The following is a 25,391-nucleotide window of genomic DNA, read 5'->3' as shown; positions in this document are numbered from 1 at the left end:
TTTGCCGGTTCCTTGGCCTATTGCGGCGGGATCGGCGGTGCACCTTGCGGAGCGCCTTGCGGGGCACCTCCAGGCGCGCCACCGTCCTGCTGTTGCTGCTGCATCATCTGCTGCATCATCTGCATCCGCATCTGGTAGTCCTCGGCGCTCATGAATTCGAGCAATTCGACTTCGAACACCAGATCGGAGCCGCCGGGGATAACGACCTCGCCAGTCTGCGGATTGCGCTTGTCCTCCGCGCCGTAGCCCTTGTCCGACGGGATGGTCAGCTCGTACTTGCCGCCCTTCTTCATCTTGACCACGCCTTCGCTGAAGCCGGGGATCATCTGGTCGAGCTGGAGCGGGACCGCTTGCCCCTCGTCGAACACCGTGCCGTCCGCCAGCTTGCCGGTGTAGTTGATCAGCACCACGTCGGTCGCACCCGGACTCGGGCCGGTGCCTTCGGTCAGCGCCTTGACCTCGACCCCCGCGGGGACCGCCGCCCATGCCAACCCTGCGCCCGCCAGCACGGCGAGGATCACCCCGAGCCACAGCTTGGTCAGCGAGCCCTTGGCGATGGGCTGGATCGGTACGCGGGTGACTTCGGTCATGGGTCGGGTCCTGTATGGCGTTACGCGCATGCAAAAGGGCGCGGAATCATCCGCGCCCTGATGGCTCAACAATGCTGTGGGTTCAAGCTGTCTTACTTGGTACCGTCGCGTTCCATCCGCTTGCGCTCCATCTTGCGGGCGCGGCGGACGGCGGCGGCCTTTTCACGGGCGCGCTTCTCGCTCGGCTTTTCAAAGTGGCGGCGCAGCTTCATTTCGCGATACACCCCTTCGCGCTGCAGCTTCTTCTTGAGCGCGCGCAGGGCCTGGTCGACATTGTTATCGCGAACGATGATCTGCATAAAATCCACTACCTCACAGCAACCGGCCAGAGCCCGCATAAGCGCGGGATACACCGTTATAAATACAACGGAAAACGGGCCGAATCCGTTCCGGATCGGCTCGAACTGGGGCGCACCTAGTCGAATCGCGCCCGATTTGCAAGGCTTTGAGGGAATACCGTCATCCCAGCGAAAGCTGGGATCGCCTCCTGCAGGCAATGCGCTGGCCGACTGCGATCCCGGATCAAGTCCGGGATGACGCGAGAGGATAACCCGTCTAAGGGAGCCGCCATGTCCTCGCTTTCCCCCCTCGCCGCCACCGCAAACGTCGCCATCGGCGGCGCGATCGGTGCCGTGCTGCGCCACCAGACCGGCCGGTTGATGACCCATTGGCTGGGGGCCAAGACGGTGACCGCATTCCCCTGGGCCACGCTGACTGTCAATGTCGTCGGCAGCCTGCTGATGGGGGTGCTGGCCGGATGGATGGCGCGGCAAGGCACCGGCGGCGAGCAGATGCGGCTGCTGCTGGGTGTCGGCCTGCTCGGCGGGTTCACCACCTTTTCCAGCTTCAGCCTCGAGATGATGCTGCTGATCGAGCGCGGACAGATCGCCCCCGCCATGACCTATGCGCTGGTATCGGTGCTGGCAGGGCTTGCCGGCCTCTATATCGGGCTGATCGCGATGAGGCTCGCGGCATGACCCTTGGACAGGCTCAGGGCGCATCGAACGAAGTCCGTCAGTTCACTGTCTGCGAAGACGACGACGGCATCCGGCTCGACCGCTGGTTCAAGCGCCATTTGCCTCAGATCGGCTTCGCCACCATCAGCCGCTGGGCGCGCACCGGGCAGGTGCGGGTCGATGGCGGGCGGGTCAAGCCCGACGACCGGCTTAGCGCGGGCCAGGTCCTGCGCGTGCCGCCCGGCGGGGAGGCGGCGCACAAGGCCCCGAAGGAGAAGCGCGAACTCAGCGCCGAGGAGATTGCCGAGGCGCAGGCCATGGTCATTCTCGAGACGAAATCGGCGATCGTGCTCAACAAGCCCCCCGGCCTTGCGACGCAGGGCGGAAGCAAGACGACCAAGCATGTCGACGGCTTGCTCGATGCTTTCGTTACCGGCGACGGACCGCGTCCGCGCCTCGTCCACCGGCTCGACAAGGATACGTCGGGCGTGCTGCTGATCGCCCGCACCCCCGGCAGCGCGGCGCATTTTTCCAAGCGGTTTGCGGGCCGTTCGGCGAAGAAGATCTACTGGGCGCTGGTGGTTGGCGTGCCCGATGTGAAGGAAGGCACGATCGACGCGCCGCTCGCCAAGCAGCCGGGCAGCGGCGGCGAGAAGATGCATGTCGACATGGAAAACGGCGCAGCGGCCAAGACGCGCTATCGGGTGGTCGAAAAGGCCGCCCATGCCGCCTGCTGGGTCGAGCTCGAGCCGCTGACCGGCCGCACCCACCAGCTGCGCGTCCATCTGGCGGCCATCGGCCATCCGATCGTCGGCGACAGCAAATATGGCGGGCGGGACGCTTTCCTGACCGGCAGCATCAGCCGCAAAATGCACCTGCATGCGCGCCGCCTGATCATCGACCCGCCGAAGGACGACAAGGCGAAGATCGGCAAGATCGACGTCACCGCCGAACTGCCCGAACATTTCGCGGCGAGCATGGAACAGCTCGGCTTCGACCCGGCGTTGAGCGATGCCGAGCCCGAAAAGGGCCCGCCCGAACGCTCCAAGGAAGAGAAAAAGCAGGCCGCGCGCCAGCACGCCAAACAGTACCGCAAGGACCAGCGTGCGCCGCGCCGTACGCGCGGAGCGGCACCGGCGAAGAAGAAGAAGCCCGCCGCTCCCGGAAAGGGCGGCAAACCCGCGCGCCCGCCCAAGGGCACGCGCTGATGCACCCCAACCCGCTCTTCCGCAGCGAAGACCGGGCGCTGCTCGAAACATTGATCGAGCAGATCGGCTTCGGAATGGTGTTTCACACCACGCCCGAAGGGCCGCGCGTCGCCCATGTGCCCTTGCTTCCGACTGGAGACGGAGCCGTCCAGTTCCACCTCGCGCGCGGCAATGCGCTGACCAAGCACCTCGACGGCGCGACCGCGCTGGTGGTGGTCAACGGCCCCGACGCCTATGTCAGCCCGCGCTGGTACGATGACCGCGCGACGGTGCCGACGTGGGACTATGTTGCGCTTGAATTGGAAGGGCGGGTGCGGCGGATGGATGACGACGGGCTCGAAACCCTGCTCCATGCGGTGATCGCGAAATTCGAAGCGCGGCTCGGCGGCGAGCAATGGAGTGCCAGCGAGACGCCGGATGATATGTGGGGCAAGCTGTTCAGGGGCATCGTCGGCTTCGAGCTGGAAGTGCTGGCGTGGCGGCCGACGCTCAAACTGTCGCAGAAAAAGTCGCCTCAGGAGCGCGAGCGGATCGCGAGCGGGCTCGCCGAACACGGCTCCCCGGCGCTCGCCGAACTGATGCGGACCCTCGCACCATGAGGCTCGCAGTGTTCGATTGCGACGGCACTCTGGTCGACGGGCAGGCGAGCATCTGCGAGGCGATGGAAACCGCCTTCGCCGCCGCCGCCCTCCCCGCACCCAGCCGGCACACCATCCGCCGTATCGTCGGCCTCAGCCTGCCGCAGGCGCTGCGCATGCTCGCGCCCGACGCGAGCGACGACCAGCACGCCATCGCGCTGCAGGCTTACAAAGACGCCTTCTACACCAGCCGCATCGAGGGTACGCTGGAAGAACCGCTGTTCGCCGGAATGGCCGAACTGCTCGACGCCCTGCGCGCCGACGGCTGGCTGCTCGCGGTGGCGACCGGAAAATCGGATCGCGGGCTGGCCAGCTGCCTTGCGTCGCACGGGCTGACGGACCATTTCGTCAGCCTGCAGACCGCCGACCGGCATCCTTCGAAACCCAATCCGGCGATGCTGGAGGCCGCGCTGTTCGAAGCCGGTGTTCAACCGGCGGATGCGGTGATGATCGGCGATACGACCTACGACATCACCATGGCGCGCATCGCCCGGGTGCGCGCGTTCGGGGTCGATTGGGGTTATCACACCGCCGCCGAGTTGCTCGCCGAAGGGGCCGAGGCGGTGGCGAGTGACTGCAACCATCTGAGGGAGTTGCTGCGATGAGCGACGATCCGGCCAAGGCCCGCTTTTTCCTGATTTCGCTCAACCGGCTGTTCGGCGCGGTGATGGTGATCGCGGGGATTCTCGGCGCGAGCGGCCTGCTGCCGGTCGATGACTGGTTCGGCTATGCGCTGATCGCGGTCGGCGCGATCGAATTCTTCGTCGTGCCGCAGATCCTCGCGCGCGCGTGGAGAAGCCCGAAACCATGAAGCGCTTCTACAAGGACGTCACCGTCGGCGCAGTCGACGGCGGCTTTGCCGTGCTACTCGACGGGCGGCCGGTCAAGACCCCGAAGCGCGCGCCGCAAATCGTGCCGACGCGCGGGCTGGCCGAGGCGCTTGCAGCCGAATGGGCCGCGCAGGGCGAGACGCTCGACCCCCGCGCCTTTCGCTTTCGCGACCATGCCGACTATGCGCTCGACATCGTCGGCACCGACCGCGCGGAGACCATCGCCCAGCTGCTCACCTTCGGCGAAACCGACACGCTGTGCTACCGCGCCGAGCCGGGAGAAGCGCTGTTCCGGCGGCAGGAGGAGCGGTGGGAGCCGCTGCTGCAAAGGCTCGAAGCGCGCGAAGGCGTGCGGTTCATCCGGATTAGCGGCGTGCTCCATCGCCCGCAGCCGCCGGAGTCGCTCGCAAAGTTGCGCGAGCGGCTCACCGCATTCGACGATTTCACCCTTGGCGGTTTGTTTGCGATCGTCTCGCTCGCCGCGTCGCTAGTCATAGGGCTGGAAGCACTCGAAGCGGGCGCCAATCTGGACGAGCTTTTCGCCTTGGCGGAGCTGGAGGAGGCGTGGCAGGCCGAGCTATGGGGCCGCGATGCCGAAGCCGAAGCGCGAACGGCCAAGCGCGCGGCAGACTTCACTACGGCGCATGAATTTCTGCGATTGGTGCGCGCGCGCCGTTAGGTCAGCTTCCCGCCAGCCATTGCGCCACTTCGCCCGCTACATCGTTGGCTGCGCGGTTGAGCGCTTCGCCGACCGGGCCGGACTCCGCGACCACTCCCGGCACCACGCTTTCGAACCGCCGGGTCTCGATCGGGCCATCCTTGCTGTCGCGCACCGCGTCGAACTGGACCACGACTGACGAAGTCTGTGCATCGTAGCCGAATTTCCCGAGCGTCCCGCGCAGGCGATGATCGGCGAGGATGGTCGGATCTTCGCCCTCCACCACCAGCCGGCCCGACTGCGCGCTGACCGTCTGGATCAGCAGGCGGCGAAACAGGCGCGAAGGTTTGTCGACCCAGACAGCATCCTGCAGATAGGCGATATTGGTCGCGTCGACCTGGACGGGCACCCGGGTAACATTGATTTCCTGCGGTACCGCCGGTTCGTAGATCGCCAGTGCCGTCGCCTTGCTTCCGGTGGTTGCCGCGCCGGCCGGGACGCTGTTGCGGGGGGTCAGCGTCAGCAGGCTGGTCGGTGGGTCGCCCCCAAGGCTGATGCAACCCGTCAGGGATAGCGCCACGGCTGCAAGGGCCATCGTCATAGGTCGCATCATCTTATCTCCGGAGCGCGCGCTCATTGTTCGTAGTCCGGCAGCGGCGGCTTGCCGAGCAGCGAACCGGCCCCTTCGTTCTCCAGCCGCTCGGTCACCTCGCGCAGGGCCTTGCTGGTCGCGCGCAGATCCTGCAGCGTGGCTTCGGCGGCGGGCAAAGTGCTTTCCGTCAGCTGGCGCGTGGCAGGCCGGGCATCGTCCAGCGTGGCCGACAGCGAATCGGCCGCCGCGCTGGCCGACCGCAGCGTCGAGCGCAATTCCGCCGCGAGGGCCTGGCCTTCCTGGTTGATCATCTTATCGGTCGAATTGGTCACCTTCTCAAACGCGTCGAGTGCCTGGCTCGCTTCGGCCAAAGTGCCCTCCAGCTCACCCAGCGTGGCGCGAAGCTGCGGCCCGGTGGCGGCCAGTTCGGCGGTCATCTGGTTGGTGTTGCGCAGGATGCCGCTGATCTCGCCCTGGTTCTCGTCCGACAGCAATTGGGTCATCCGCTCGGTCAGCGTCGCCAGCCGCTGGAGCAGCAGCGGCGCATCGGACAGCAGCGCGTTGAGCCCGCCATCCTTCGGCGGAATGACCGGCTTTCCCGCAGGGCATGCAGTGGTTTCGCAGGTGATGGCGGGCGCCCCGTTGCGCGCGCCGTCGAGCAGGATGGTCGATACCCCGGTAAACGAGCCCTGGATCGTTGCGGTCGTCCCGACGAGGATCGGCACCTCGTCCTTCACCGCGATACGCACGCGGACGAATTCGGGGTCTTTCTCGTACAGGCGAATCTCCGATACCTGCCCGACCGGCACCCCGGCGAACGAGACCTGCGAACCCTTGGCGAGGCCGGAAACCGACTGCTGGAACAGAATGTCGTATTCCTTCTGCGTCCCGCGGCCGAGCTGGGCGAGCCAGACGATCGCGATCGCAAGCCCCGCAATCAACGCCAGCGTGACGACCCCGACCCACAAATGATTGGCGCGTGTTTCCATTGGTTTGCCTCTATGCCCTGCGGTTGCCGGGGTTGTCCATCTCAACCCTTGCTTTCAGCACGCGTCTGCGTGCCTTGCGCCGCCCTGCCACGGGGGCCGTTGAAATATTCCTCGATCCACGGATGCCCGGTTTCGAGCAGTTCCGGGATCGTGCCGACCGCGATCACCCGCTTGTCCGCCAGCACCGCCACACGGTCGCAAATGGCATACAGCGTGTCGAGATCGTGAGTGATCAGAAACACCGTCAGGCCCAGCGTGTCCTGCAGTTCCTTGGTCAACCGGTCGAACTTGTCCGCCCCGATCGGGTCGAGCCCGGCGGTCGGTTCGTCGAGAAACAGCAGTTCCGGATCGAGCGCCAGCGCGCGGGCGAGGCCGGCGCGCTTCCGCATCCCGCCCGACAGTTCGGACGGAAACTTGTTTGCCGCCTCTTCCGGCAGGCCGGACAGCATGACCTTGTAACGCGCAATCTCGCGCCTCAGCGCGGGCGAGATTTCGGGATAGAACTGGCGCAGCGGCACCTCGACATTCTCGCCCACCGTCAGCGTCGAGAACAGCGCGCCGCCCTGGAACAATACGCCCCAGCGGTTGCGCACACCGATATTTTCGTCCGGCTCGGCCTCGGTGATCGAGCGGCCGAACACCTCGATATTGCCTTCGGTCGGCTGCTGCAAACCGATGATCGAGCGCATCAGCACTGACTTGCCGGTGCCCGATCCGCCGACCACGCCGAGGATCTCGCGCCGCCGAACGGTCAGGTCGAGGTTGTCGTGCACCACTTGCTTGCCGAACTTGTTCTGCAGTCCTTCGACCACGACCGGATAGTCGCCGCGGAAGCGCTCGTGCCGACCGAGTGCAGGCCGTTCGCTGTCCATCAGCCCCACCCGATTTCGGTGAAGAACACCGCGAAGAACGCATCGATCACGATCACCGCGAAGATCGCCGAGACCACCGCCATGGTAGTGCGCCGCCCGACCTCTTCCGAATTCCCGCTGACCTGCATCCCGTGATAGCAGCCCGCCAGCGCGACGATCAGCCCGAACACCGGGGCCTTGATCAGGCCGACCCACATGTCGTGCGGCGGCACCACTTCCTGGATTCGCGCCAGGAAAGTCCAGAAGGGAATGCCGAGCATCAGATCGCCGACCACGGCGCCGCCGATGATCGCGACCACCGAGGCATAGAAACCGAGCAGCACCATCATGAAGGTGCAGGCGAGAATCCGGGGGATGACCAGCGCCTCGATCGGGTTGATCCCGATGGTGCGCATCGCATCGATCTCTTCGGTCAGCTTCATCGTCCCGATCTGCGCGGCGAATGCACTGCCGGAACGGCCCGCGACCATGATCGCCGTCATCAGCACGCCCAGTTCGCGCAAGGTGATACGCCCGACGAGGTTGACCGTCAGCGTTTCCGCGCCGAACTGCTGCAACTGCACCGCGCCCTGCTGCGCAATCACGATCCCGATCAGGAAGCTCATCAGCCCGATGATCATCAGCGCGTTGACCCCGACCAGCTCGAGCTGATGGACCAGAGCCTTCGGTCGGAACCGTCCCGGATGGCGGATCAGCGCGCCCGCAGCCACGACGATCTGGCCGAGGAAGGCAATCACGCTGAAAATGCCGCGCCGTGCGCTGTAGACCTTGGCCCCGACCTCGACCGGGACGCGCAGGCGCAGCGGCAGGCGCGGCGCGGCGAGCGGTGCATCGCTGTTCGCGCCCTCGATCGCCTTGAGCAGACGCGACGCGCGCTCGTTCGCTCCGGTTATCTCGGCATTGAGCCGGGTGGCCAGCCGACAGGCGATCCACGCCCCGGCAGTGTCGATCTCGCTCACCTGCGAGAGATCGATTTCGCCCACCTCGTGGTCCAGCTTGCGCAGCTCGGTATCGATCCCGCCGACGGTCGAGACGAGATAAGGCCCTGAAAGTACGAGCCGCGCAGCGCCGCTTTCGCTGCTTTCTAGTTCGAATTGCGCCCCTTCACTCATCGGTCGGGGTATGCGGGCAAACGGGCCGCGCCACAAGTGATTGCTTCGCAAACGCAGCACTGGCAAGGGGGCGCCACTATGAGCACCGAACTGCCAAAGACATTCGATCCCGCCGAAATCGAAGCGCGCTGGTACGCGCATTGGGAAGACAACGGCCTGTTCCGGCCCGCGCGCCCGGATGCCGAGCCGTTCACCATCGTCAACCCGCCGCCCAACGTCACCGGGTCCCTGCACATCGGCCATGCACTCGACAACACGCTGCAGGATATCGTCATCCGCTACGAGCGGCTGCGCGGCAAGGATGCGCTGTGGGTGGTCGGCACCGACCATGCGGGGATCGCTACGCAGATGGTGGTCGAGCGGCAGATGGAGCTGCGGCAGGACAAGCGCACCAACTACTCGCGCGAGGATTTCGTGCAGAAGGTGTGGGAGTGGAAAGAAGAAAGCGGCGGCACCATCACCCGCCAGCTGCGCCGCCTCGGCTGCTCGATGGACTGGAGCCGCGAGCAGTTCACCATGGACGAACACTTCAGCGCCGCGGTGCTCAAGGTGTTCGTCGATCTCTATAACGACGGGCTGATCTACCGCGCCAAGCGGCTGGTGAACTGGGACCCTGCTCTCAAAACCGCGATCTCCGACCTCGAGGTCGAGAGCCGCGAGGTGCAGGGCCACATGTGGCACTTCAAATACCCGCTCGAAGGCGGCGCGACCTACACCTATGTCGAGCGCGACGCGGACGGCAACGTGGTGCTGGAGGAGGAGCGCAACTATATTGCGATCGCCACCACCCGGCCCGAAACCATGCTGGGGGACGGCGCGGTGGCGGTGCATCCGAACGATGCGCGCTATGCGCCGATCGTCGGCAAGATGTGCGAAATCCCGGTCGGGCCCAAAGAACACCGCCGCCTTATTCCGATCATCACCGACGACTATCCCGATCCCGATTTCGGCTCGGGCGCGGTGAAGATCACCGGGGCGCATGACGAGAATGACTACGGGGTGGCGCAGCGCAACGGCATCCCGATGTACCGCCTGATGGACGAGGTCGCCGCGATGCGCGCCGACGGGGCACCCTATGCCGAGGAATCGGCCAGGGCCCGCGCCATCGCGCGGGGCGAATTGTCAGCAACCGCTGCCGAGATCGACGCGATGAACCTCGTGCCGGAGGAATATCGCGGGCTCGACCGCTACGAAGCGAGGCTGCGCGTTGTGGCCGATATCGACGCCGAAGGCCTGATGATCGCCATCGAGGACAAGCTCATCATGCAACCCTTCGGCGACCGGGGCGGGGTGGTGATCGAACCGATGCTGACCGACCAGTGGTATGTCGATGCCGAGAAGCTGGCGCAGAAACCGATCGAAGCCGTCCGCTCGGGCGAAATCGAGATCGTGCCCAAGGCTTGGGAGAAGACCTTCTTCAACTGGATGGAGAACATCCAGCCGTGGTGCGTGAGCCGCCAGCTGTGGTGGGGGCACCGGATTCCGGCGTGGTATGACGAGGACGGCAAAGCCTATGTCGCGCTGACCGAGGCCGAAGCGCAGGCGCAGGCCGGCGAAGGCGTCGCCCTGGCGCAAGACGAGGACGTCCTCGACACCTGGTTCTCGAGCGCCCTGTGGCCCTTCGCGACGCTGGGGTGGCCCCAATCCTCCCCAACGCAAGTCGTTGGGGAAGACAATGCGTCCTCCAGCCTCCTCGCCCGGCATTACCCCAACGACCTGCTGATTTCCGGCTTCGACATCCTGTTCTTCTGGGACGCGCGGATGATGATGTGGGGGTATTACAACATGGGCGAGCGCCCGTGGAAGAAGCTCTACCTCCACGGGCTGGTGCGCGCGGCGGACGGCAGCAAGATGTCCAAGTCGAAGGGCAATGTGGTCGATCCGCTCGGCCTGATCGACCGCTACGGCGCGGACGCGCTGCGGTTCTTCATGGCGGCGATGGAGAGCCAGGGCCGCGACATCAAGATGGATGACAAGCGGGTCGAGGGATACCGCAACTTCGCGACCAAGCTGTGGAACGCGACCCGCTTTTGCCAGTCGAATGGCATCGGTGCGAGCAAGACGATTGCCGCACCCGCCGCCACCAGTGCGGTCAACCGCTGGATCATCGGCGAGGTGGTCGAGACGCTGGCCGCGCTCGACAAGGCGATGGCCGAACTGCGCTTCGATGCCGCAGCAAACACGGTGTACCACTTCGTATGGGACCGGTTCTGCGACTGGTATCTGGAGCTGATCAAGGGATCGATCGACGACGAAACCCGCGCCGTCGCCGGGTGGGTGCTCGACCAGATCTACGTTATGCTGCACCCCTTCATGCCCTTCATCACCGAAGAGCTGTGGTCGAAGCAAGGCGACCGCGCCAACTACCCGCTGATCACCGCGAAATGGCCCGAGCCGCAGGCGAGCGTCGATCCGGCGGCCAAGGCGGAGGTCGACTGGGTTATCGAATTGTTGGAGAACTTGCGGTCAATCAGGGCCGAGGTTTCTGTGCCACCAGGGCTTAGAATTATCGTCGGTCCTGATCGGCGGAAGCTTTCTGATGGCCAATACCAAGAACTCGTAAATCGATTCACGAAACACGGTCCAGCGCTTGCACGTATCGGCAAGCTCGAAGCAGTAATTTTCTTCAATTCAGGGACACGTATCAACCTATCAAGTGGAGACTGGGAAGACCGGGTCGAAGAATCACTAACAAGCTACGCAGTCCCTGGTTCGGCGGTCCCATTCATTGCCGGTGGGGTCGAGTACGTTTTCGGTCTCGAAGGCGTGATCGACCTCGCCGCCGAAAAGGCCCGCCTCGCCAAGGCGCTCGAAGCCTCGCAGAAGGAAGCGAAGTCGCTCGAAGGGCGGCTCGCCAACCCCAGCTTCGTCGAGCGCGCCAAGCCCGAAGCAGTCGAAAAGGCCCGCGCCGACTATGCGCATCACAGCGCCGAAGTCGAGCGGCTTACGGCAGCGCTGGCGCGTTTGGGATAGAAGAGCGGCAGACTACTAAAGCGCCGCAATCGAACCTATCTTTGAGCCATGTCGCCCTGGCTGATCCTCGCCGTCCCGCTGCTTGTCATCGCCTTCCTTCTCTATCGCGGGCACTTGCGGCGGCGCAGGCGCGCGCAGCTCCTTGCCACCCCGCTGACGCCGGAACAGCGCGCGGTGGTCGAGCGGCTGGTACCTCTGGTGAAACGACTGCCTGCAGACCTGCGGACCGCGCACGAGGGCAAGATGAACCTGCTGCTCGATCAGGTGACGTTCCGCGGCTACAACGGCGTCGAAGTCACCGAAGAGATGCAGCTGTCGATCGCGGCGCAGGCCTGCCTGCTGATCGTCAACAGCCCGGTATGGTACGACACGCTCAGGAACGTGCTGCTCTACCCGTCCGCATTCCTCACCGGCCACGCGAGGCAGGACGGCCAGTTCGTGCATCAGAACAACCACGGCACGCTCGGCGAAAGCTGGGCGCGCGGGCCGGTCGTGCTGTCGTGGGACGATGCGCTGTATGGCGGCCTCAACATGCACGACGGGCAGAATGTCGTACTCCACGAGTTCGCCCACCAGCTCGATGCGCTGACCGGGGATACCGATGGCATCCCGATCCTGCGCAAGGGGCAGGCCTATGCCGGGTGGGAAAAGGCGATGCTCGATGCCTACAACGACCATGTCGAACGGCTCGAACGCGGCGAATACACGCTGATCGATCCCTATGGTGCGACCAACCACGAAGAGTTCTTCGCCGAAGCGATCGTGACCTTCTTCGAACGGCCGCAGGAACTGCGCCGCGAAGAACCCACGCTCTATGCGCAACTGGCACAGCTGCTCGCGCTCGATCCGGCGCGGTGGGTCTAGGCGAGCATCGCCGCACATTCGCGGCCCTCGACGGCAGGTTGATAGGATTTTCCTACATCGCCCGAATATGCCATGGATTCGGGCGATGATAATGGCCGCCGCTTCTGCTGTGCATGACGCAAATTCAGGGACCATGTTTGCTGCACATGTGTCGCCCTGCAGGGAACGTATTATTCTTTCTTTTTCAGGTAATTATGAAATTCATCAGGGCGACAGGTGTCGCCTTTGCCCCACCGATGCGCGTGCCATGATATGCCGCTGATCCTCGCCACCGACGACACCGGCGGGCCGGAGATCTTCAATTCCGTGCAGGGCGAAGGGCCGAGCGCAGGAACGCCCTGCACCTTCGTGCGGCTGAGCCGCTGCAACCTCGCCTGCGAATGGTGTGACACCGCCTACACTTGGCACTTCGAGGGCGACGAGCGCCCGCACCGTTCGGGCGCAACCTTCGATCGCAAGGCCAACCAGATCACGCTGGACGTCGCAGAAGTGGCAGAGCGCATCCTCGCGATGGGGCAGAAGCGGCTGGTCGTCACCGGCGGCGAACCCTTGATGCAGGGCGGGCCATTGGGAGAACTTCTCGACTTGCTGCCCGATCACCGGGTCGAGATCGAGACCAACGGCACCACCACCGCCCCCGCGCGGGTCGATATCCATGTCGACCAATACAACGTCAGCCCCAAGCTGGCGCACAGCGGCAATCCGGCGGAGCTCGCGTTGATCCCCGAACGGCTGCGCAGCTATTCGCTCGACGAACGGGCGTGGTTCAAATTCGTCATCGCCTCGCCGGGCGATGTCACCGAGGTGGAGGAGCTGGTGCGCGCCCATGCCCTGCCCCGCCAGCGCATCTTCCTGATGCCGGAGGGAACCGACAGCGCAACCCTGCGTGCGCGCGAGGCATGGCTGGTGCCGCTCTGCGTCGAGCACGGCTTTCGCCTGAGCGACCGGCTGCATATCCACCTGTTTGGAGACACGCGGGGAACGTGATTTGCTGCGCCCTCAAGCGCCGGGCGGCGGACATCCGTCCGCCTTGGCTACGCGGCAGGGGCCGCGACGGCCAGTCGGCCTTTGGCTGCCGCAATTGGGACTGCGGAAGCGGGATTTGGTGGCTTACACGCCCTGGGAGCGCCAGCGCTGGACGGTGCGCCAGACGGCTTCTTCCTCGCCGCCGGATTTGCTCCACAACTGGACGAAGCTCGGGTCTTCCGATGCGGGGCGCTTGACCTCTTCGAGGTTGTCGAAGCTGACCCGGACCGGGATCGACACGCCCTCGCCGCAGATGATGCATTCGCGGTTGCGCAGGGCCGGGATGCTGTCGAGGAAGCCGCGCGCGCCTTCGGGCATGGCGGCCTTCACGAAGGCCTGGTCGCGGTCGTTGTTGAGGCGCATCGAGATGATCGTGCCGCACTGGGACAGCACGCCTTCGGCGAGGTCGGAGGGGCGCTGGGTGATCAGGCCGAGGGAGATGCCGTATTTGCGGCCTTCCTTGGCGATGCGGCCGAGGATGTTACCGACCGAGGAACCGTCGGCGTTCTTCTCGTTGGGGACGTAGCGGTGGGCCTCTTCGCAGACGAGGAGGATCGGGCGGGTCTGCTCGTCGCGGCCCCAGATCGCGAAGTCGAACACCAACCGGCTGAGCACCGCGACCACCGTGCTGGTGATATCCGACGGCACGCCCGAGACGTCGATGATCGAGATCGGCTTGCCCTCGCCCGGCATGCGGAACACCTTGGCAAGGAAGTCGGCCATGGTGTCGCCCACCAGCATGCCGGAGAACATGAATTGATAACGCGGGTCGCCCTTCAATTCGTCGAGCTTGCTCTTGACCCGCATATAGGGCGCGGTGTTGGTCGCCTTGTCGAGCTTGCCCATCTCGTCCTGGATCGCATTCGACAGGTCGGACAGCAGATAGGGGATCGGCGAATCGACGGTGATCTTGCCCATCGTCTCCGCCAGCCGGTTTTTGCTCCGCGCCCTGAGCAGGCACTTGGCGAGGATGTCGGCATCGGTCTGGCGGTCGTTGCCGTGCGACGTCAGCAGGACCTCGCAATGCTCCTGGAAGTTGAGCAGCCAGTACGGCATCTGCAGGTTCGAAACGTCGAGGATCAGCCCGTTGGTCTTGAACGCCGCCGAATATTCCCCGTGCGGGTCGATCATCACGATATGCCCGTCGGGTGCGGCCTCGCAGATGCGGTGGAGGATCAGCGCGGCGCTGGTCGACTTGCCGGTGCCGGTCGAGCCGAGCAGCGCGAAGTGCTTGCCCAGCATCGCGTCGATATAGATGCCCGCGCGAATATCCTTGGTCGGATAGACCGTGCCTACCTGGATGTTAGACCGGCCGTCGCTGGCGTAGATCTGCTTCAGGTCGGAGGTGGTCGCGGGATAGATCAGCGCGCCGGGAATGGGATAGCGCGTCACACCGCGGCGGAAGCCGTGGATGCGCCCGGTGAGCTTCTCTTCCTGCCCTTCTCCGAGGAAATCGATATTGGCGATAATGCCGCCCGCGCGGCGATCCTGCCGCTGGTTGCGGACGCTGGCAAGCAGCCACGAACTGCCGACCTTGATCTTGACCTGGCTGCCGACCTGACCGGCAAGCGCGATCGACGGGTCGGCATCGGCCATGCATTCGTTCAGCCGCTCGAGGTCGAGCGCGATCTGCGAGCCGGAGCCCGCGATCTCGAGGACAACGCCGATCGGTTGGGATGCGTTGTCGGCCGGCGGCTGAACCGAGACCCCGCTCGGCTGCTGCGAAGCAGGCTGCGCCTGCGCGCCGTCGAAGTTCCGGTTGCCCAAATCACCCATGTGTCGCGCCCATTCCCCTGCATTGGTCACGCGGGGCGTAGCGGGAAAAGGGTTAAGATCGCGTCAACCGTGTGGCGATCAGACGAGCGCGAACAGGCGGCCGGCCATCCATCCCATCGCGATCGACAGGCCCACTGCCATGAGCCCGTAGAGAAACGACCAAGACCGCGAAAAATCCTCGATTGCCCGTTCGAAACCGACCTTTCGGACCTCGATCTTGGCGACCGCCGATGCGATGACCCGCCCGTTGGCAATGGCGAAGGTTTCGGCGGTGTAGGTGCCGGTGGTCACGCTCGAGGGCAGCGACAGCCGGGCCTGGTACAGGACATCCTCGCTGATGGTCACGCCGCCGGTCTTTTGTTCGTAGAGGCCCTGCCCTTCGCGCAAGGCAACGAGGCCGGCGGTGAAGCGCTCCTGCTCTTCTGGGTCGATCGCGCCGCTCGGCGAAAGCTGGATGAACCGTGTTCCCAGTTCATAAATTGCTGCGGTCCGGTCGTCGACGATCTGGTCGATCGGTGCGGAGGAAGCGACTGCGAAATAGGATGGCGCGCTGCGGAAATCGGTGCTCGCGGCGTTCATCCAGATGCCGCCGATCTGCTCCTTCTCGCGCACCCGGATAGGGCTCGCCGGACCCTTGAGGACCACGACGATATCGTAGCCCGAAGCGGCACGGGCGCCCGAAGGGTCGAGGATCGCGCCGAACAGTAGCAGTTCGGTGCCGGTAAATCCCTGCCGCACCTGGACTTCGTCCTGCGAAACCTCGGGCACCAGGATGGGATCGGCCTGTGCCGTCAAGGCGAAGAAACACAGCAGGCCAAGCAGTATCCGGCTCATATCGGCACCACGGTATAAATTTCATCGGGTTGCACGCCGAGCCCGTAAAGCATGCGCAGCGCGATCAGCAGGACGATCGCTGCAAGGATCAGGCGGAGCAACTCGGGCTTGGCCTTTTGTGCGATCTGACTGCCGATCTGCGCGCCGGAAACCGAACCGAGCAGAAGCAGCGCAGCGAGCACGATGTCGACCGCCTGGGTCGTCAGCGCGTGCATCATCGTCGTCGCCATGGTGACGAACAGGATCTGGAACAGCGAAGTTCCGACCACCACATTGGCACTCATGCCGAGGATATAGAGCATGGCCGGAACCAGGATGAACCCGCCGCCCACGCCCATGAGCATCGTCAAGGCACCGACGCATACGCCGAGGATGAGTGGTGCCAGCGGGGAAATGTACAGCCCGGAGCGGTAGAATCGCCACCGCAGCGGCAATGCGGTCACGAACGGATGATGCCGCCGCTTCTTCGCCTTGCGGGGCGTCCCTTCGGGCGACGGACGCAGGATCGTGATGGCCTCGCGCATCATCAGCACGCCGATCGCACCGAGCATGATCACGTAGAGGATGTTGATCACGATATCGATCTGGCCGATCGACTGGAAAAAGCGGAACAGCAGCGCGCCGATACCTGTCCCGAATATTCCACCGACGACGGTTACCCCGCCCATCTTGTAGTCTACCCCGCCTCGGCGGCGGTGCGCAAAAACGCCCGAAACGCTGGCTCCGGTGACCTGGGTCGAGGCCGACGCGGCAGCCACCGTCGGCGGTACGCCGTAGAAGATCAGCAACGGCGTCGTCAGGAACCCTCCTCCCACGCCGAACAAGCCTGACAGTATGCCGGTGATGCCCCCCAAAGCCACAATCACCAGCCCGTTGACCGAGAGGTTTGCAATGGGAAGGTAAACATCCATCGGACCGTCCTAAACCGACCCCAAGGAGCTTGGAAGCCGCTGGATTCAGAAACCGACCGAAAAGGTGACGGCAACTCCCGATCCGGGCGCAGCATCGCCTGCCAAACGCTCGCGATAGTCGACTGACAGCCGGGCTGGAACTTCGCCGACCCGCGTATGGATGGAAGCGGTGGGTCCGACATCGAGCCGGGCTGCGCCGTTCTGAGCACCGCCCCACAGCCCTGTACCGACATCCACTTGGCCGAGTTCGATCTTTGCCACTTCGCGGGTGATCCGTGCTTGGCCGTCGACAAAAGGCGTCGCAAAATCTCCGCCGACATAGCCAGCCTGTGCGTAAACTTCGCCTCGAGCGCCCAGCGGCAACTTGACAGGCGTCATTTCGGACACCGCCACGATGGCAGGACGCAGGCGGTTGTCGCCACTCACCCGTTGAACCCGCATCTCCGCCATGGCTCTTACGGGTATCGAGGGGACCGGCCGCGCCGAAAGACCGAATGCCGCCTCTGTCTCGCGAGCGCCAACAAGCGCCTGGGTGCCCCGAACATATATCCTGGGAAGATGTCGATCCGTCGGTGCTAGGCTGAAGTTCACCACAACTCCCGCCTGACTAGCGCCATAACTCGTCGGAATGCCTCCCGTGAAACCGGGGGTGCCGCTATCGGGACGATAGAGCATCCAGCCGTCGAGCGACCATCGATTCTGTCTGGTCACGGTCGGTCGCTCGAAACCCGCATTCGCATCCTCAATGTAGGCCGGAAAGCTTGTCTGACGCAGAAGGGCTGCCACATCTGAAGACACCGGAAACTGAGACATCGCCGCCATCCACATCATCTGGTGTCCCGCCAGCACTTCGACCGAGCGGTGGCGGGACACCAGCATCCCTCGTTCTGCCGGCGTGCCTGTCTCCGCCATAGTCTTCAGAGCAAAGAACTGCTCCGCCTGAAGCGGGTCACTCAAGGCGGCAGATGGACCCTCTTCGGAACTAGTCTGGGAGCCTACTGCGACCGCGATTTCTGCCGAGCGCTGCATGAAATCCGTCCAAGCTGCAGGCAAGGGGAACGGCGATTGCCAAAGCGCCGTACGTGCCACAACCCATAGGCTCAAGATGAGCCCCAGTATAACGAGCGGCTGCCCGCGCCGGCGCCTTCGGTTGCCACCTTCGCGGATTGGACTCACGATGCGGTTGCCGTGCGCTGCATGGTCACAGATCGTGCAGGGTGGTAGCGATGTTCGGTCTTGTCCCACGTCGGGGCCCACCCGCGAAGCGACCGGATATAGGCCAACACTGCCCGGCGGCCGGCCATGATCGCAATGATGTTGGTGACTGGAATGCGCAAGATCGAACGCAAGCCCTCCGCCCACCCATATTCGCGGGCGGTGAACCCAAATCGCCAGACGATGCGCCAGGCGAGGCTCGCGAAATTGAGCCACAGGACGATCTCGAGAGCAGGCGATGTTTCGATCGGCGCGCCGAACCCGAGCCCGCCGAGCACCCAGACAATCGTCGAAACGATCAGCAGGGCGTAAGCCATCGAAAGGACGAACGCCGCAAGCGGACCGCGCCTGTCGCGCATCCGCATCCACACTTCGGCAGGGCGACTGCGCCACCCCAGCCGGTCCCACGCCTGGAATGCGATGCCGTGTATCCAGCGGGTCTTTTGCCGAACCGCAGTTTCCAGCTCCGAGGGGAAAAAGGCCCGAGTTGCGACCAGGCTGCCGTCGGGATGCCGATAACGGAGAAAGCGTGCCCTTCCTCCCCAATCCGCGACGCTCAAGCCGAGTTCGTAGTCCTCCGTAAGGCAATCCGCAGCGAAGGGCGTACCGGACGGATCGCGTTCGGCGAGCCGCTCCAGTGCTGCTCGCGCGATCGCGCATCCGACGCCGGCGAGTGGAATTCCCGCCCCGAGCGCGTCGCGTACGACCATTGCCTTGCCATGCGCCTCGGCAAATTCCTCGCAGTAATGGCTGCCGATCCAGCGGGAACCCGCTTGCGGCATGGGCAGGACCGGAATTTGCGCCAGCTCTGCCCCATTCAGCGCTTGGTCGAGCAACACAAGTGCAGCAGGATCGACCATGTCTTCCGCGTCGTGAAGCACGACCATTCGCGCGCTTCTGCCCAGCCGCGATTCGTCGAGGCAAAGCGCGCGGTAAAGCCGGTTGAGGCAGTCGGCCTTGGTCGTCGGACCTGCGACGTCGTGGACCACAAGCCGGACGCGAGCGTCGGTTTGCACCGCCCCGAGCAGTGCGCCAATCGTTGCGCCATCGTTGCGGTAACAGCCGACGTAGATCGTCAGCTCGTGTTGTCGCCAGACCTCGAGGGCATGGTTTACGGTCGCGCCGATGACTGCGGCTTCCTGCCACGTCGGAATGAACACTGCCCCCGGCCCCGTGAGAGGTTCGTCCGATCTGGCTTCGCTGCACGCCGGGGGCTCGCGCAGCCTCCCGGTCAGCTTGAGCCAGAGCCAAGAACAGTCGACAAGGATTTCATCGATCGAACCAACAAGGAAAAAGATACCAGCAAATAAAAGCATCTCGTGCTGGACAAGCACAAGCCAATGCCACGCCGTGAATTCTGCGATATTCACCCGCGATTACCCCCTTAATTCGTTGGAGACTATCCAACCTCGACAAGGCTTGCAACGGGCAAAGAAATCCGAAATGGCGGGGATTATGGCAGAATCGAACCCCCCCCTCGCTCCGCTCAGTCAGCTGATCGCTCCGGTTCGCGCGCTATTCGTTGGCGATGCCTCGGCCGGCATATTGCTCATATTCGTTGCTGCGGCGGCGATGGTTGCGGCAAACTCGCCCTTCGCAGGCGAGTACAAGTCATTGTTTTACGGGGAACTGGCTTGGACCCCCATCCCAAAGCTGGACGACCTCCACCTGTGGATCAACGACGGTCTGATGGCGGTCTTCTTCTTCGTCGTCGGGTTGGAGGTCAAACGCGAGTGGATCGAGGGCCAGCTATCGACGGCCGAGCAACGCCGGCTTCCGGTGCTCGCCGCTGCGGCCGGGATGATCGTCCCGGCACTGGTGTACTACGCCGTCGTCAGCGCCGAGGATGCCGACAGCCTGCTGCGCGGCTGGGCGATCCCTGCTGCGACCGACATCGCTTTTGCGATGGGGGTCCTTGGCCTGCTGGGCAATCGGGTCCCGGCCTCGTTGCGGCTGTTTCTGCTGACGGTCGCGATCGTCGACGATATCGGCGCGGTGCTGGTGATCGCGGCGTTCTACACCGCCAATATCAAGCTGGTGTGGCTGGTGATCTCGCTTGCCGTCGTGGCGGTGATGTACGCTCTGAACCGGTTCAAGGTCTCTGCCTACTGGCCGTTCATCCTGCTCGCGCTGGTGCTATGGTATTGCGTTCTCAACACAGGAATCCACGCCACAATCGCGGGCGTGGTCGCTGCGTTGACCATCCCGATGCGCGGGAAGGATAACGACACCATGCTCGAACATCTCGAGCACGGCCTCGCCCCCTGGAGCGCCTATCTGGTGGTGCCGATCTTTGGGTTCGCCAATGCCGGGGTGGATTTTTCCGGCATGACGATGGACGAAGTGCTGGCGCCCTTGCCGATCGCCATTGCTGCCGGTCTGTTCCTCGGCAAGCAGATCGGTATCTTCGGTATCATCGTGGCGGCGGTAAAGCTCGGCATCGCCCAGCCACCCGAAAGGGCAAACTGGGTCGAAATCTGGGGCGTCACGATCCTGTGCGGAATCGGCTTCACCATGTCACTGTTCATCAGCGGACTTGCATTCGCGGGGCAGGATGTGTTGATCGACGAGGCCAAGATCGGTATTCTCGGCGGCTCGCTGCTATCTGCGGTCCTAGGCTACACCGTCTTGCGGATGACTACGACGCATCCGCAGGAAGAATAAGCCCCCGCCCGCCTACCAGCTTCCCGTATTGGGCATGCTCGCCCAAGGTTCCTGCGGCGGGAGATTGCCTTCCTGCAGCAATTCCACGCTAATCCCGTCGGGTGAGCGGACGAAGGCCATATGCCCGTCGCGCGGGGGCCGATTGATGGTCACCCCGGCATCCATCAGGCGCTGGCAGGTCTCGTAGATGTCGTCGACCCGGTATGCCAGATGGCCGAAGTTGCGCCCACCGTCATAGGTCTCAGGCTCGCTCCCGTCCTCGGGCGGCCAGTTGTAGGTCAATTCGACCTCGGCAACACCCGCCTGTCCGGGCGCGGCCATGAAGATAAGCGTAAACCGGCCTGCCTCGACGTCGAACCTGCGAACCTCCTCCAGCCCGATCAGGCTGAAGAAGCGCACACTCGCCTCGGGGTCGGTTACACGGATCATGGTGTGCAGATATTTCACAATGGGGCTTGTCCTATTCAAAATCAGTTCATCTACAGAAATGCACAACTCATCGGCAGAAACCGGGCTAGAGGGATTGTGCCATGGACGAAGTTTCCGACAAGCCAAATCATGCGCGCAGTCTCCGGTTCCCAACCGATCCGGTTGGCCTGCGATGGTTCGCCTCAGCCTCGATCCTTTCGTTCGGCCTTATCGTCGGAGGGTACCTGCTGGGCAATGGCCTGTTGCGCGCCAAGGAGGCGGAGCGATCTGTCACCGTCCGCGGGCTTGCAGAACGAGACGTGACCGCCGATCTGGCGACGTGGACGATCTCCTACTCCGACAGCTCGACCGATCTTGCGCAATCGCAGGCAAAGGTGCGGCAGGATACCAAGGCGATCGAGGAATTCTTCGCCGAGCTCGGCTTTCCCAAGGATGCGCTGCAACCGATCGGAGCCAATGTGTCGAGCTATGTCGATAATGGAATGACCCGGTTCACCGTTCGCCAGCGGCTCGCCCTGCGCACAAACGATGTCGCGCGCGCACAGAAGGCAGCGGCGCGGCAGTTCGATCTGGTCAACCAGGGCGTCATGCTCGAGGAAGGCTCGGCCATCTCCTACACCTTCACCCGGCTCAACGATATCAAGCCCGAAATGGTTGCCGAGGCGACCAAGGATGCGCGTGCGGCTGCCGAGCAGTTTGCCAAGGATAGCGGTGCCGATGTCGGGACGATCAAGGACGCGACCCAGGGCTACTTCACCATCGAAGGTCGTGACGGCGACAGCGAAGGCTGGGGCGTCGCCGACTCGCCCTACAAGAAAGTTCGTGTGGTAACGACGGTCGATTTTTCGCTCAGCTGACCATTGATGCCGCACACAGAAGGGGCCCGCACCGACATTCTCCCGGTGCGGGCCCCGATTTCCTCCTGCCAGGAAGTATGGTCTTACATGCTGTAGCCGAGGGTGAAGAAGAAGCCGGCGTCGGTGAAATCCTCGATTCCCGGACCTTCGGTATCGACATAGTTCACGCCGAGACTGAGGCTGTCGGTGATGGCATAGGATGCACCAAGCCCCCAGTCGAAGCTGTCACCGCTCGCGGTGGTCGCGAATACACCATCGGAGTAGCCGAGGTGCGCGGTCAGCGTCAGCGGGGTTTCGGGAATGCCGACTTCGAAATCCGTATAGACGTAGAAGTTGTCATTCCCGCCAAGCGAATCCTGCTCCCAGGCGTAAGCGACGCCTAGGGTGGCACCGACCGGGCCGAGCGTCGTACCGATGGAGGCATAGGGCTCGAAATAGTCGGTTTCGGAACCTGCCACATCACCCGTCGGGTAAATGTAGTAGAGCAGCCCGACATCGAACGTCAGACCATCTGCAAGGTCGCCGCTCCATCCGGCGTAGACATCGAGTTCGACTTCACCAAATGCCGTACCGCCCGAAATCGATGATGCCCAGGTGCCGACATAGAGGCCACTCGAGTGCGCGAGGTCGATCCCGCCTTGGAGAGCCGGATCGCCATCCGAGAACGAAACCCCGCGGAAGCGATAATCGCTCACCAGCGCGACATTGCCTGAAATTTCGATACCGGATTCCGCCCCGAGAGCGCTTTCATCCGCGACCGACACGGGTGTCGACACCCGCAGAACGCCAGAGGCCTCTGCTTCGCGCGAAAGCTCTGCGGCCTCAAGGGCACCGACCTTTACATCCTGCAGGACGATATCCGTGATATCGACATCGGCAATTTCGACAGCCGAAGCTTCGGCGGATTCGTCGGTGAGGTCGGCGGCGAATGCCGGGGTCGCAAAAAATGCGGATCCGGCAAGAAAAGTTGCGGCGCGAATGCCGCGGATGGACGTGAGCATAACCAAACTTCCTTTGATTGTGGTGTTGCTTCGTCCCACCTGCAATTCGCCGGCCGCCGTCTTTCGGTGTGCGATCTCTTGCGAATATGTAACGAAGTTGCCGCACGATGCTGCGCTGCACAAGGAATATTGCGACAGGTTTGACCGGAAAGGCCGCAGTGTTGATTTTCTGCATCACCCCAACCGATGCGACCGGCTTACACGGCGGTTGCTCTGCCGGTGCCGCTGACCTATGTCGCGGCGCGTAAGCCGGACCCTAGTCACTTCCATGTTCGAACCGTTTCGCCAGATGCTCGCCCGCAAGGGTGCGAAGAACCGGCCCCGTGTGCCGGAAGGCGAGCGTGTGTATGTCATCGGTGACATTCACGGGCGGCTCGACCTGTTCGAGCGCCTGATCGAAGCGATCGAACAGGATGATGCCAACGCGGGCGCGGCGAGCACTACGGTCATCTTGCTCGGCGACCTGGTAGACCGTGGGCCGGATAGCGCGGGTGTCGTGAAGCGTGCAAGGCGATGGGGCAAAGAGCGCAGCATCCGTTGCCTTGCAGGCAACCACGAGGAAATGTTTCTCGAGGCTTTCGACAGCGCCGAAGTCATGCGCCATTTCCTGCGCCATGGTGGCCGCGAAACGCTGCTCAGCTACGGGATCAGCCGCAAGGACTTCAACCGCGCGTCGATCGCGGAATTGCAGGCGTTGATGCAGCGGGCAGTGCCGGAAAAGGATTTGCGGTTTCTGGCCAGCTTCGAAGACATGATCGCGATCGGCGATTACCTCTTCGTCCACGCCGGAATCGACCCTGAGCGGCCGCTCGGGGAACAGAAGCCCCGCGACATGCGGTGGATCCGCGAGCCTTTCCTGCGCCACCGTGCGCCGCATTCGCATATCGTGGTGCATGGGCACACGATCTTCGAGGAAATCGACGAACGCAAGAACCGCATCGGCATCGATACCGGCGCCTATCGCTTCGGCAAGCTCACCGCACTGGTGCTGCAGGGTGACGAGCGTCGTTACATCCAGGCGGTCGAGAAAGCCAAGACGGGCAAGCTGGCGATCAGTCACAGGGGTAGCGAGCTATGAAGATTGCAATGGTCGGTTCGGGCTATGTCGGCCTTGTCTCGGGCGCGTGCTTCGCCGATTTCGGTCACGACGTCGTCTGCATCGACAAGGACCAATCAAAGATCGACGCGCTGCATGCGGGCGTGATGCCGATCTACGAGCCGGGGCTCGACGCGCTGGTCGAGAGCAACGTCAGGGCCGGCCGCCTCAGCTTCACCACCGATCTTGCCGCAGGCATCGCGGGCGCGGCAGCGATCTTCATTGCGGTCGGCACGCCCAGCCGCCGGGGCGATGGCCATGCCGACCTGTCCTTCGTCCATGCGGTGGCGAAGGAAGTCGGCGAGCACCTGGCGAACGACGCGGTCATCGTCACCAAGTCGACCGTCCCGGTCGGCACCGGGGACGAGGTCGAACGGATCATCGCAGCGAGCGGCACGGCACACAGGTTCGCCGTCGTCTCCAACCCCGAATTCCTGCGCGAAGGCGCGGCGATTGGCGATTTCAAGCGGCCCGACCGGATCGTGATCGGCGCGGAGGACGAATTCGGCCGCGAGATCATGCGCGAAGTCTACCGCCCGCTTTTCCTCAACGAGTCGCCGATCCTGTTCACCAGCCGCCGCTCGAGCGAGCTGATCAAATACGCCGCCAACGCTTTCCTCGCGACCAAGATCACCTTCATCAACGAGATGGCCGACCTGTGCGAAAAGGTCGGCGCCGATGTGCAGGACGTCAGCCGAGGCATCGGGATGGACGGACGCATCGGATCGAAGTTCCTTCACGCCGGCCCGGGCTATGGCGGAAGCTGCTTCCCGAAGGATACGCTGGCGCTGCTCAAGACCGCCGAGGATTACGACAGCCCGGTGCGCATCGTCGAGGCGGTGGTCAAGACCAACGACAGCCGCAAACGCGCGATGGGCCGCAAGGTGATCGAGGCCTTGGGCGGGTCGGATGCGGCGCGGGGCCGGAAGGTCGCGCTGCTCGGCCTGACCTTCAAGCCCAACACTGACGACATGCGCGACAGCCCGGCGATCGCTATCGCGCAGACGCTGGCCGACGCGGGGGTCTCCGTCGCGGCCTACGATCCGGAGGGGATGGAACAGGCCCGCCCGATCATGCCCGAGGTCGCCATGTGCGACAGCCCCTATGCCGCGATCGAGGGCGCTGATGCCATCGCTATCGTGACCGAATGGGATGCGTTCCGCGCACTCGACCTCGGCCGCGTGAAGGAACTGGCCAAGGCCCCGGTGCTGGTCGACCTGAGGAACATCTACCAGCCCGACGACGTTCGCGCGGCGGGCTTCACATACCACAGCATCGGCCGCGCCTGATCCGCGACTGC

Annotated in this window: 26 protein-coding genes; 13 read left to right on the top strand and 13 right to left on the bottom strand. The window is 63.9% G+C overall.

The genetic code is table 11. From position 1 onward, the window contains the following. Positions 1–17: 17 nt before the first annotated feature. Together NSO95_RS12855 and rpsU are read right to left on the bottom strand one after the other, a co-directional pair. A complete protein-coding gene (locus tag NSO95_RS12855; RefSeq protein WP_257596679.1) occupies positions 18–590 on the bottom strand; it encodes an FKBP-type peptidyl-prolyl cis-trans isomerase in 573 nt (190 codons plus the stop codon). A 92-nt stretch (positions 591–682) separates the two neighbouring features. After that, the gene (gene rpsU / locus NSO95_RS12850; RefSeq protein ID WP_257597048.1) at positions 683–889 is read right to left on the bottom strand and encodes a 30S ribosomal protein S21; all 207 of its coding nucleotides are present in this window, start codon (positions 887–889) and stop codon (positions 683–685) included. A 270-nt stretch (positions 890–1,159) separates the two neighbouring features. Here rpsU and crcB point away from each other — a divergent pair, with 270 nt between their 5' ends. The 6 genes from crcB to NSO95_RS12820 are packed head-to-tail and all read left to right on the top strand — an operon-like array spanning position 1,160 to position 4,901. Then, on the top strand, positions 1,160–1,567 hold the full coding sequence (crcB, locus tag NSO95_RS12845; RefSeq protein WP_257596678.1) for a fluoride efflux transporter CrcB: 408 nt from the start codon (positions 1,160–1,162) through the stop codon (positions 1,565–1,567). Further along, entirely contained in the window at positions 1,564–2,754 is a 1,191-nt protein-coding gene (locus NSO95_RS12840; protein ID WP_257596677.1) for an RluA family pseudouridine synthase, read from the top strand. Before crcB ends, NSO95_RS12840 begins: the two co-directional genes overlap by 4 nt. Beyond that, positions 2,754–3,353: an FMN-binding negative transcriptional regulator gene (locus NSO95_RS12835; protein ID WP_257596675.1), complete on the top strand. Its 600-nt coding sequence runs from the start codon at positions 2,754–2,756 to the stop codon at positions 3,351–3,353. Before NSO95_RS12840 ends, NSO95_RS12835 begins: the two co-directional genes overlap by 1 nt. Continuing rightward, positions 3,350–3,997, top strand: coding sequence for an HAD-IA family hydrolase (locus NSO95_RS12830; RefSeq protein ID WP_257596673.1), 648 nt, complete (start codon positions 3,350–3,352; stop codon positions 3,995–3,997). The genes NSO95_RS12835 and NSO95_RS12830 overlap by 4 nt, the downstream gene beginning before the upstream one ends. Next, positions 3,994–4,203: a hypothetical protein gene (locus tag NSO95_RS12825; RefSeq protein ID WP_257596672.1), complete on the top strand. Its 210-nt coding sequence runs from the start codon at positions 3,994–3,996 to the stop codon at positions 4,201–4,203. The genes NSO95_RS12830 and NSO95_RS12825 overlap by 4 nt, the downstream gene beginning before the upstream one ends. After that, positions 4,200–4,901 (top strand): ATP12 family chaperone protein, encoded by a 702-nt coding sequence (locus tag NSO95_RS12820; protein WP_257596671.1) that lies wholly within the window; start codon positions 4,200–4,202, stop codon positions 4,899–4,901. The genes NSO95_RS12825 and NSO95_RS12820 overlap by 4 nt, the downstream gene beginning before the upstream one ends. A 1-nt stretch (position 4,902) precedes the next feature. Here NSO95_RS12820 and NSO95_RS12815 read toward each other — a convergent pair whose 3' ends face one another. From NSO95_RS12815 to NSO95_RS12800, 4 genes are read right to left on the bottom strand one after another with little or no spacing between them, the layout of a single operon-like run. After that, complete coding sequence (locus tag NSO95_RS12815) at positions 4,903–5,481, bottom strand: ABC-type transport auxiliary lipoprotein family protein (RefSeq protein ID WP_257596670.1); 579 nt, start codon at positions 5,479–5,481, stop codon at positions 4,903–4,905. A 32-nt stretch (positions 5,482–5,513) separates the two neighbouring features. Further along, entirely contained in the window at positions 5,514–6,461 is a 948-nt protein-coding gene (locus NSO95_RS12810) for an MlaD family protein (protein WP_257596669.1), read from the bottom strand. 41 nt (positions 6,462–6,502) lie between these two features. Then, complete coding sequence (locus NSO95_RS12805; protein ID WP_257596668.1) at positions 6,503–7,333, bottom strand: ABC transporter ATP-binding protein; 831 nt, start codon at positions 7,331–7,333, stop codon at positions 6,503–6,505. Next, positions 7,333–8,445 carry an ABC transporter permease gene (locus NSO95_RS12800; protein WP_257596667.1) on the bottom strand — a complete coding sequence of 371 codons (1,113 nt, stop codon included), beginning with the start codon at positions 8,443–8,445 and terminating at the stop codon, positions 7,333–7,335. Before NSO95_RS12800 ends, NSO95_RS12805 begins: the two co-directional genes overlap by 1 nt. 78 nt (positions 8,446–8,523) lie before the next feature. Here NSO95_RS12800 and NSO95_RS12795 point away from each other — a divergent pair, with 78 nt between their 5' ends. From NSO95_RS12795 to NSO95_RS12785, 3 genes are all read left to right on the top strand, one after another. Further along, on the top strand, positions 8,524–11,418 hold the full coding sequence (locus tag NSO95_RS12795; protein ID WP_257596666.1) for a valine--tRNA ligase: 2,895 nt from the start codon (positions 8,524–8,526) through the stop codon (positions 11,416–11,418). A gap of 48 nt (positions 11,419–11,466) precedes the next feature. Further along, positions 11,467–12,282: a M90 family metallopeptidase gene (locus NSO95_RS12790; RefSeq protein ID WP_257596664.1), complete on the top strand. Its 816-nt coding sequence runs from the start codon at positions 11,467–11,469 to the stop codon at positions 12,280–12,282. 252 nt (positions 12,283–12,534) lie between these two features. Then, positions 12,535–13,269, top strand: coding sequence for a 7-carboxy-7-deazaguanine synthase QueE (locus tag NSO95_RS12785; RefSeq protein ID WP_257596663.1), 735 nt, complete (start codon positions 12,535–12,537; stop codon positions 13,267–13,269). A gap of 123 nt (positions 13,270–13,392) precedes the next feature. On the opposite strand, the gene NSO95_RS12780 is transcribed toward NSO95_RS12785, so the two are convergent. The 5 genes from NSO95_RS12780 to NSO95_RS12760 form a co-directional block, all read right to left on the bottom strand. Next, positions 13,393–15,084: an ATP-binding protein gene (locus NSO95_RS12780; protein WP_257596662.1), complete on the bottom strand. Its 1,692-nt coding sequence runs from the start codon at positions 15,082–15,084 to the stop codon at positions 13,393–13,395. A 78-nt stretch (positions 15,085–15,162) separates the two neighbouring features. After that, positions 15,163–15,918, bottom strand: coding sequence for a TIGR02186 family protein (locus NSO95_RS12775; RefSeq protein WP_257596661.1), 756 nt, complete (start codon positions 15,916–15,918; stop codon positions 15,163–15,165). Then, positions 15,915–16,829 carry a sulfite exporter TauE/SafE family protein gene (locus NSO95_RS12770; protein ID WP_257596660.1) on the bottom strand — a complete coding sequence of 305 codons (915 nt, stop codon included), beginning with the start codon at positions 16,827–16,829 and terminating at the stop codon, positions 15,915–15,917. Before NSO95_RS12770 ends, NSO95_RS12775 begins: the two co-directional genes overlap by 4 nt. A 45-nt stretch (positions 16,830–16,874) precedes the next feature. Beyond that, positions 16,875–17,858 carry a hypothetical protein gene (locus NSO95_RS12765; RefSeq protein WP_257596658.1) on the bottom strand — a complete coding sequence of 328 codons (984 nt, stop codon included), beginning with the start codon at positions 17,856–17,858 and terminating at the stop codon, positions 16,875–16,877. A gap of 143 nt (positions 17,859–18,001) precedes the next feature. Further along, the gene (locus NSO95_RS12760) at positions 18,002–19,414 is read right to left on the bottom strand and encodes a glycosyl transferase family protein (protein WP_257596657.1); all 1,413 of its coding nucleotides are present in this window, start codon (positions 19,412–19,414) and stop codon (positions 18,002–18,004) included. A gap of 85 nt (positions 19,415–19,499) precedes the next feature. Between NSO95_RS12760 and nhaA the strand changes: the two genes are divergently transcribed. Further along, positions 19,500–20,708 (top strand): Na+/H+ antiporter NhaA, encoded by a 1,209-nt coding sequence (nhaA, locus tag NSO95_RS12755; protein ID WP_257596656.1) that lies wholly within the window; start codon positions 19,500–19,502, stop codon positions 20,706–20,708. Positions 20,709–20,720: 12 nt separating this feature from the next. On the opposite strand, the gene NSO95_RS12750 is transcribed toward nhaA, so the two are convergent. Beyond that, on the bottom strand, positions 20,721–21,158 hold the full coding sequence (locus NSO95_RS12750; RefSeq protein ID WP_257597047.1) for a VOC family protein: 438 nt from the start codon (positions 21,156–21,158) through the stop codon (positions 20,721–20,723). A gap of 80 nt (positions 21,159–21,238) precedes the next feature. Here NSO95_RS12750 and NSO95_RS12745 point away from each other — a divergent pair, with 80 nt between their 5' ends. Then, entirely contained in the window at positions 21,239–21,994 is a 756-nt protein-coding gene (locus NSO95_RS12745; protein ID WP_257596654.1) for an SIMPL domain-containing protein, read from the top strand. Between the two features lie 83 nt (positions 21,995–22,077). Here the strand turns inward: NSO95_RS12745 and NSO95_RS12740 are convergent, their stop codons facing one another. Beyond that, on the bottom strand, positions 22,078–22,995 hold the full coding sequence (locus NSO95_RS12740) for a TorF family putative porin (RefSeq protein ID WP_257596653.1): 918 nt from the start codon (positions 22,993–22,995) through the stop codon (positions 22,078–22,080). Positions 22,996–23,263: 268 nt separating this feature from the next. Here NSO95_RS12740 and NSO95_RS12735 point away from each other — a divergent pair, with 268 nt between their 5' ends. Next, positions 23,264–24,073 carry a metallophosphoesterase family protein gene (locus NSO95_RS12735; RefSeq protein WP_257596652.1) on the top strand — a complete coding sequence of 270 codons (810 nt, stop codon included), beginning with the start codon at positions 23,264–23,266 and terminating at the stop codon, positions 24,071–24,073. Continuing rightward, positions 24,070–25,380: a UDP-glucose dehydrogenase family protein gene (locus NSO95_RS12730; RefSeq protein WP_257596651.1), complete on the top strand. Its 1,311-nt coding sequence runs from the start codon at positions 24,070–24,072 to the stop codon at positions 25,378–25,380. Before NSO95_RS12735 ends, NSO95_RS12730 begins: the two co-directional genes overlap by 4 nt. The last annotated feature ends 11 nt before the right edge of the window (positions 25,381–25,391 follow it).

The organism is Parerythrobacter lacustris (assembly GCF_024626475.1).
GTDB lineage: Bacteria > Pseudomonadota > Alphaproteobacteria > Sphingomonadales > Sphingomonadaceae > Parerythrobacter_A > Parerythrobacter_A lacustris.
Note: the sequence above shows the minus strand (reverse complement) of the source record. Positions and strands in the feature narration are given on the sequence as shown.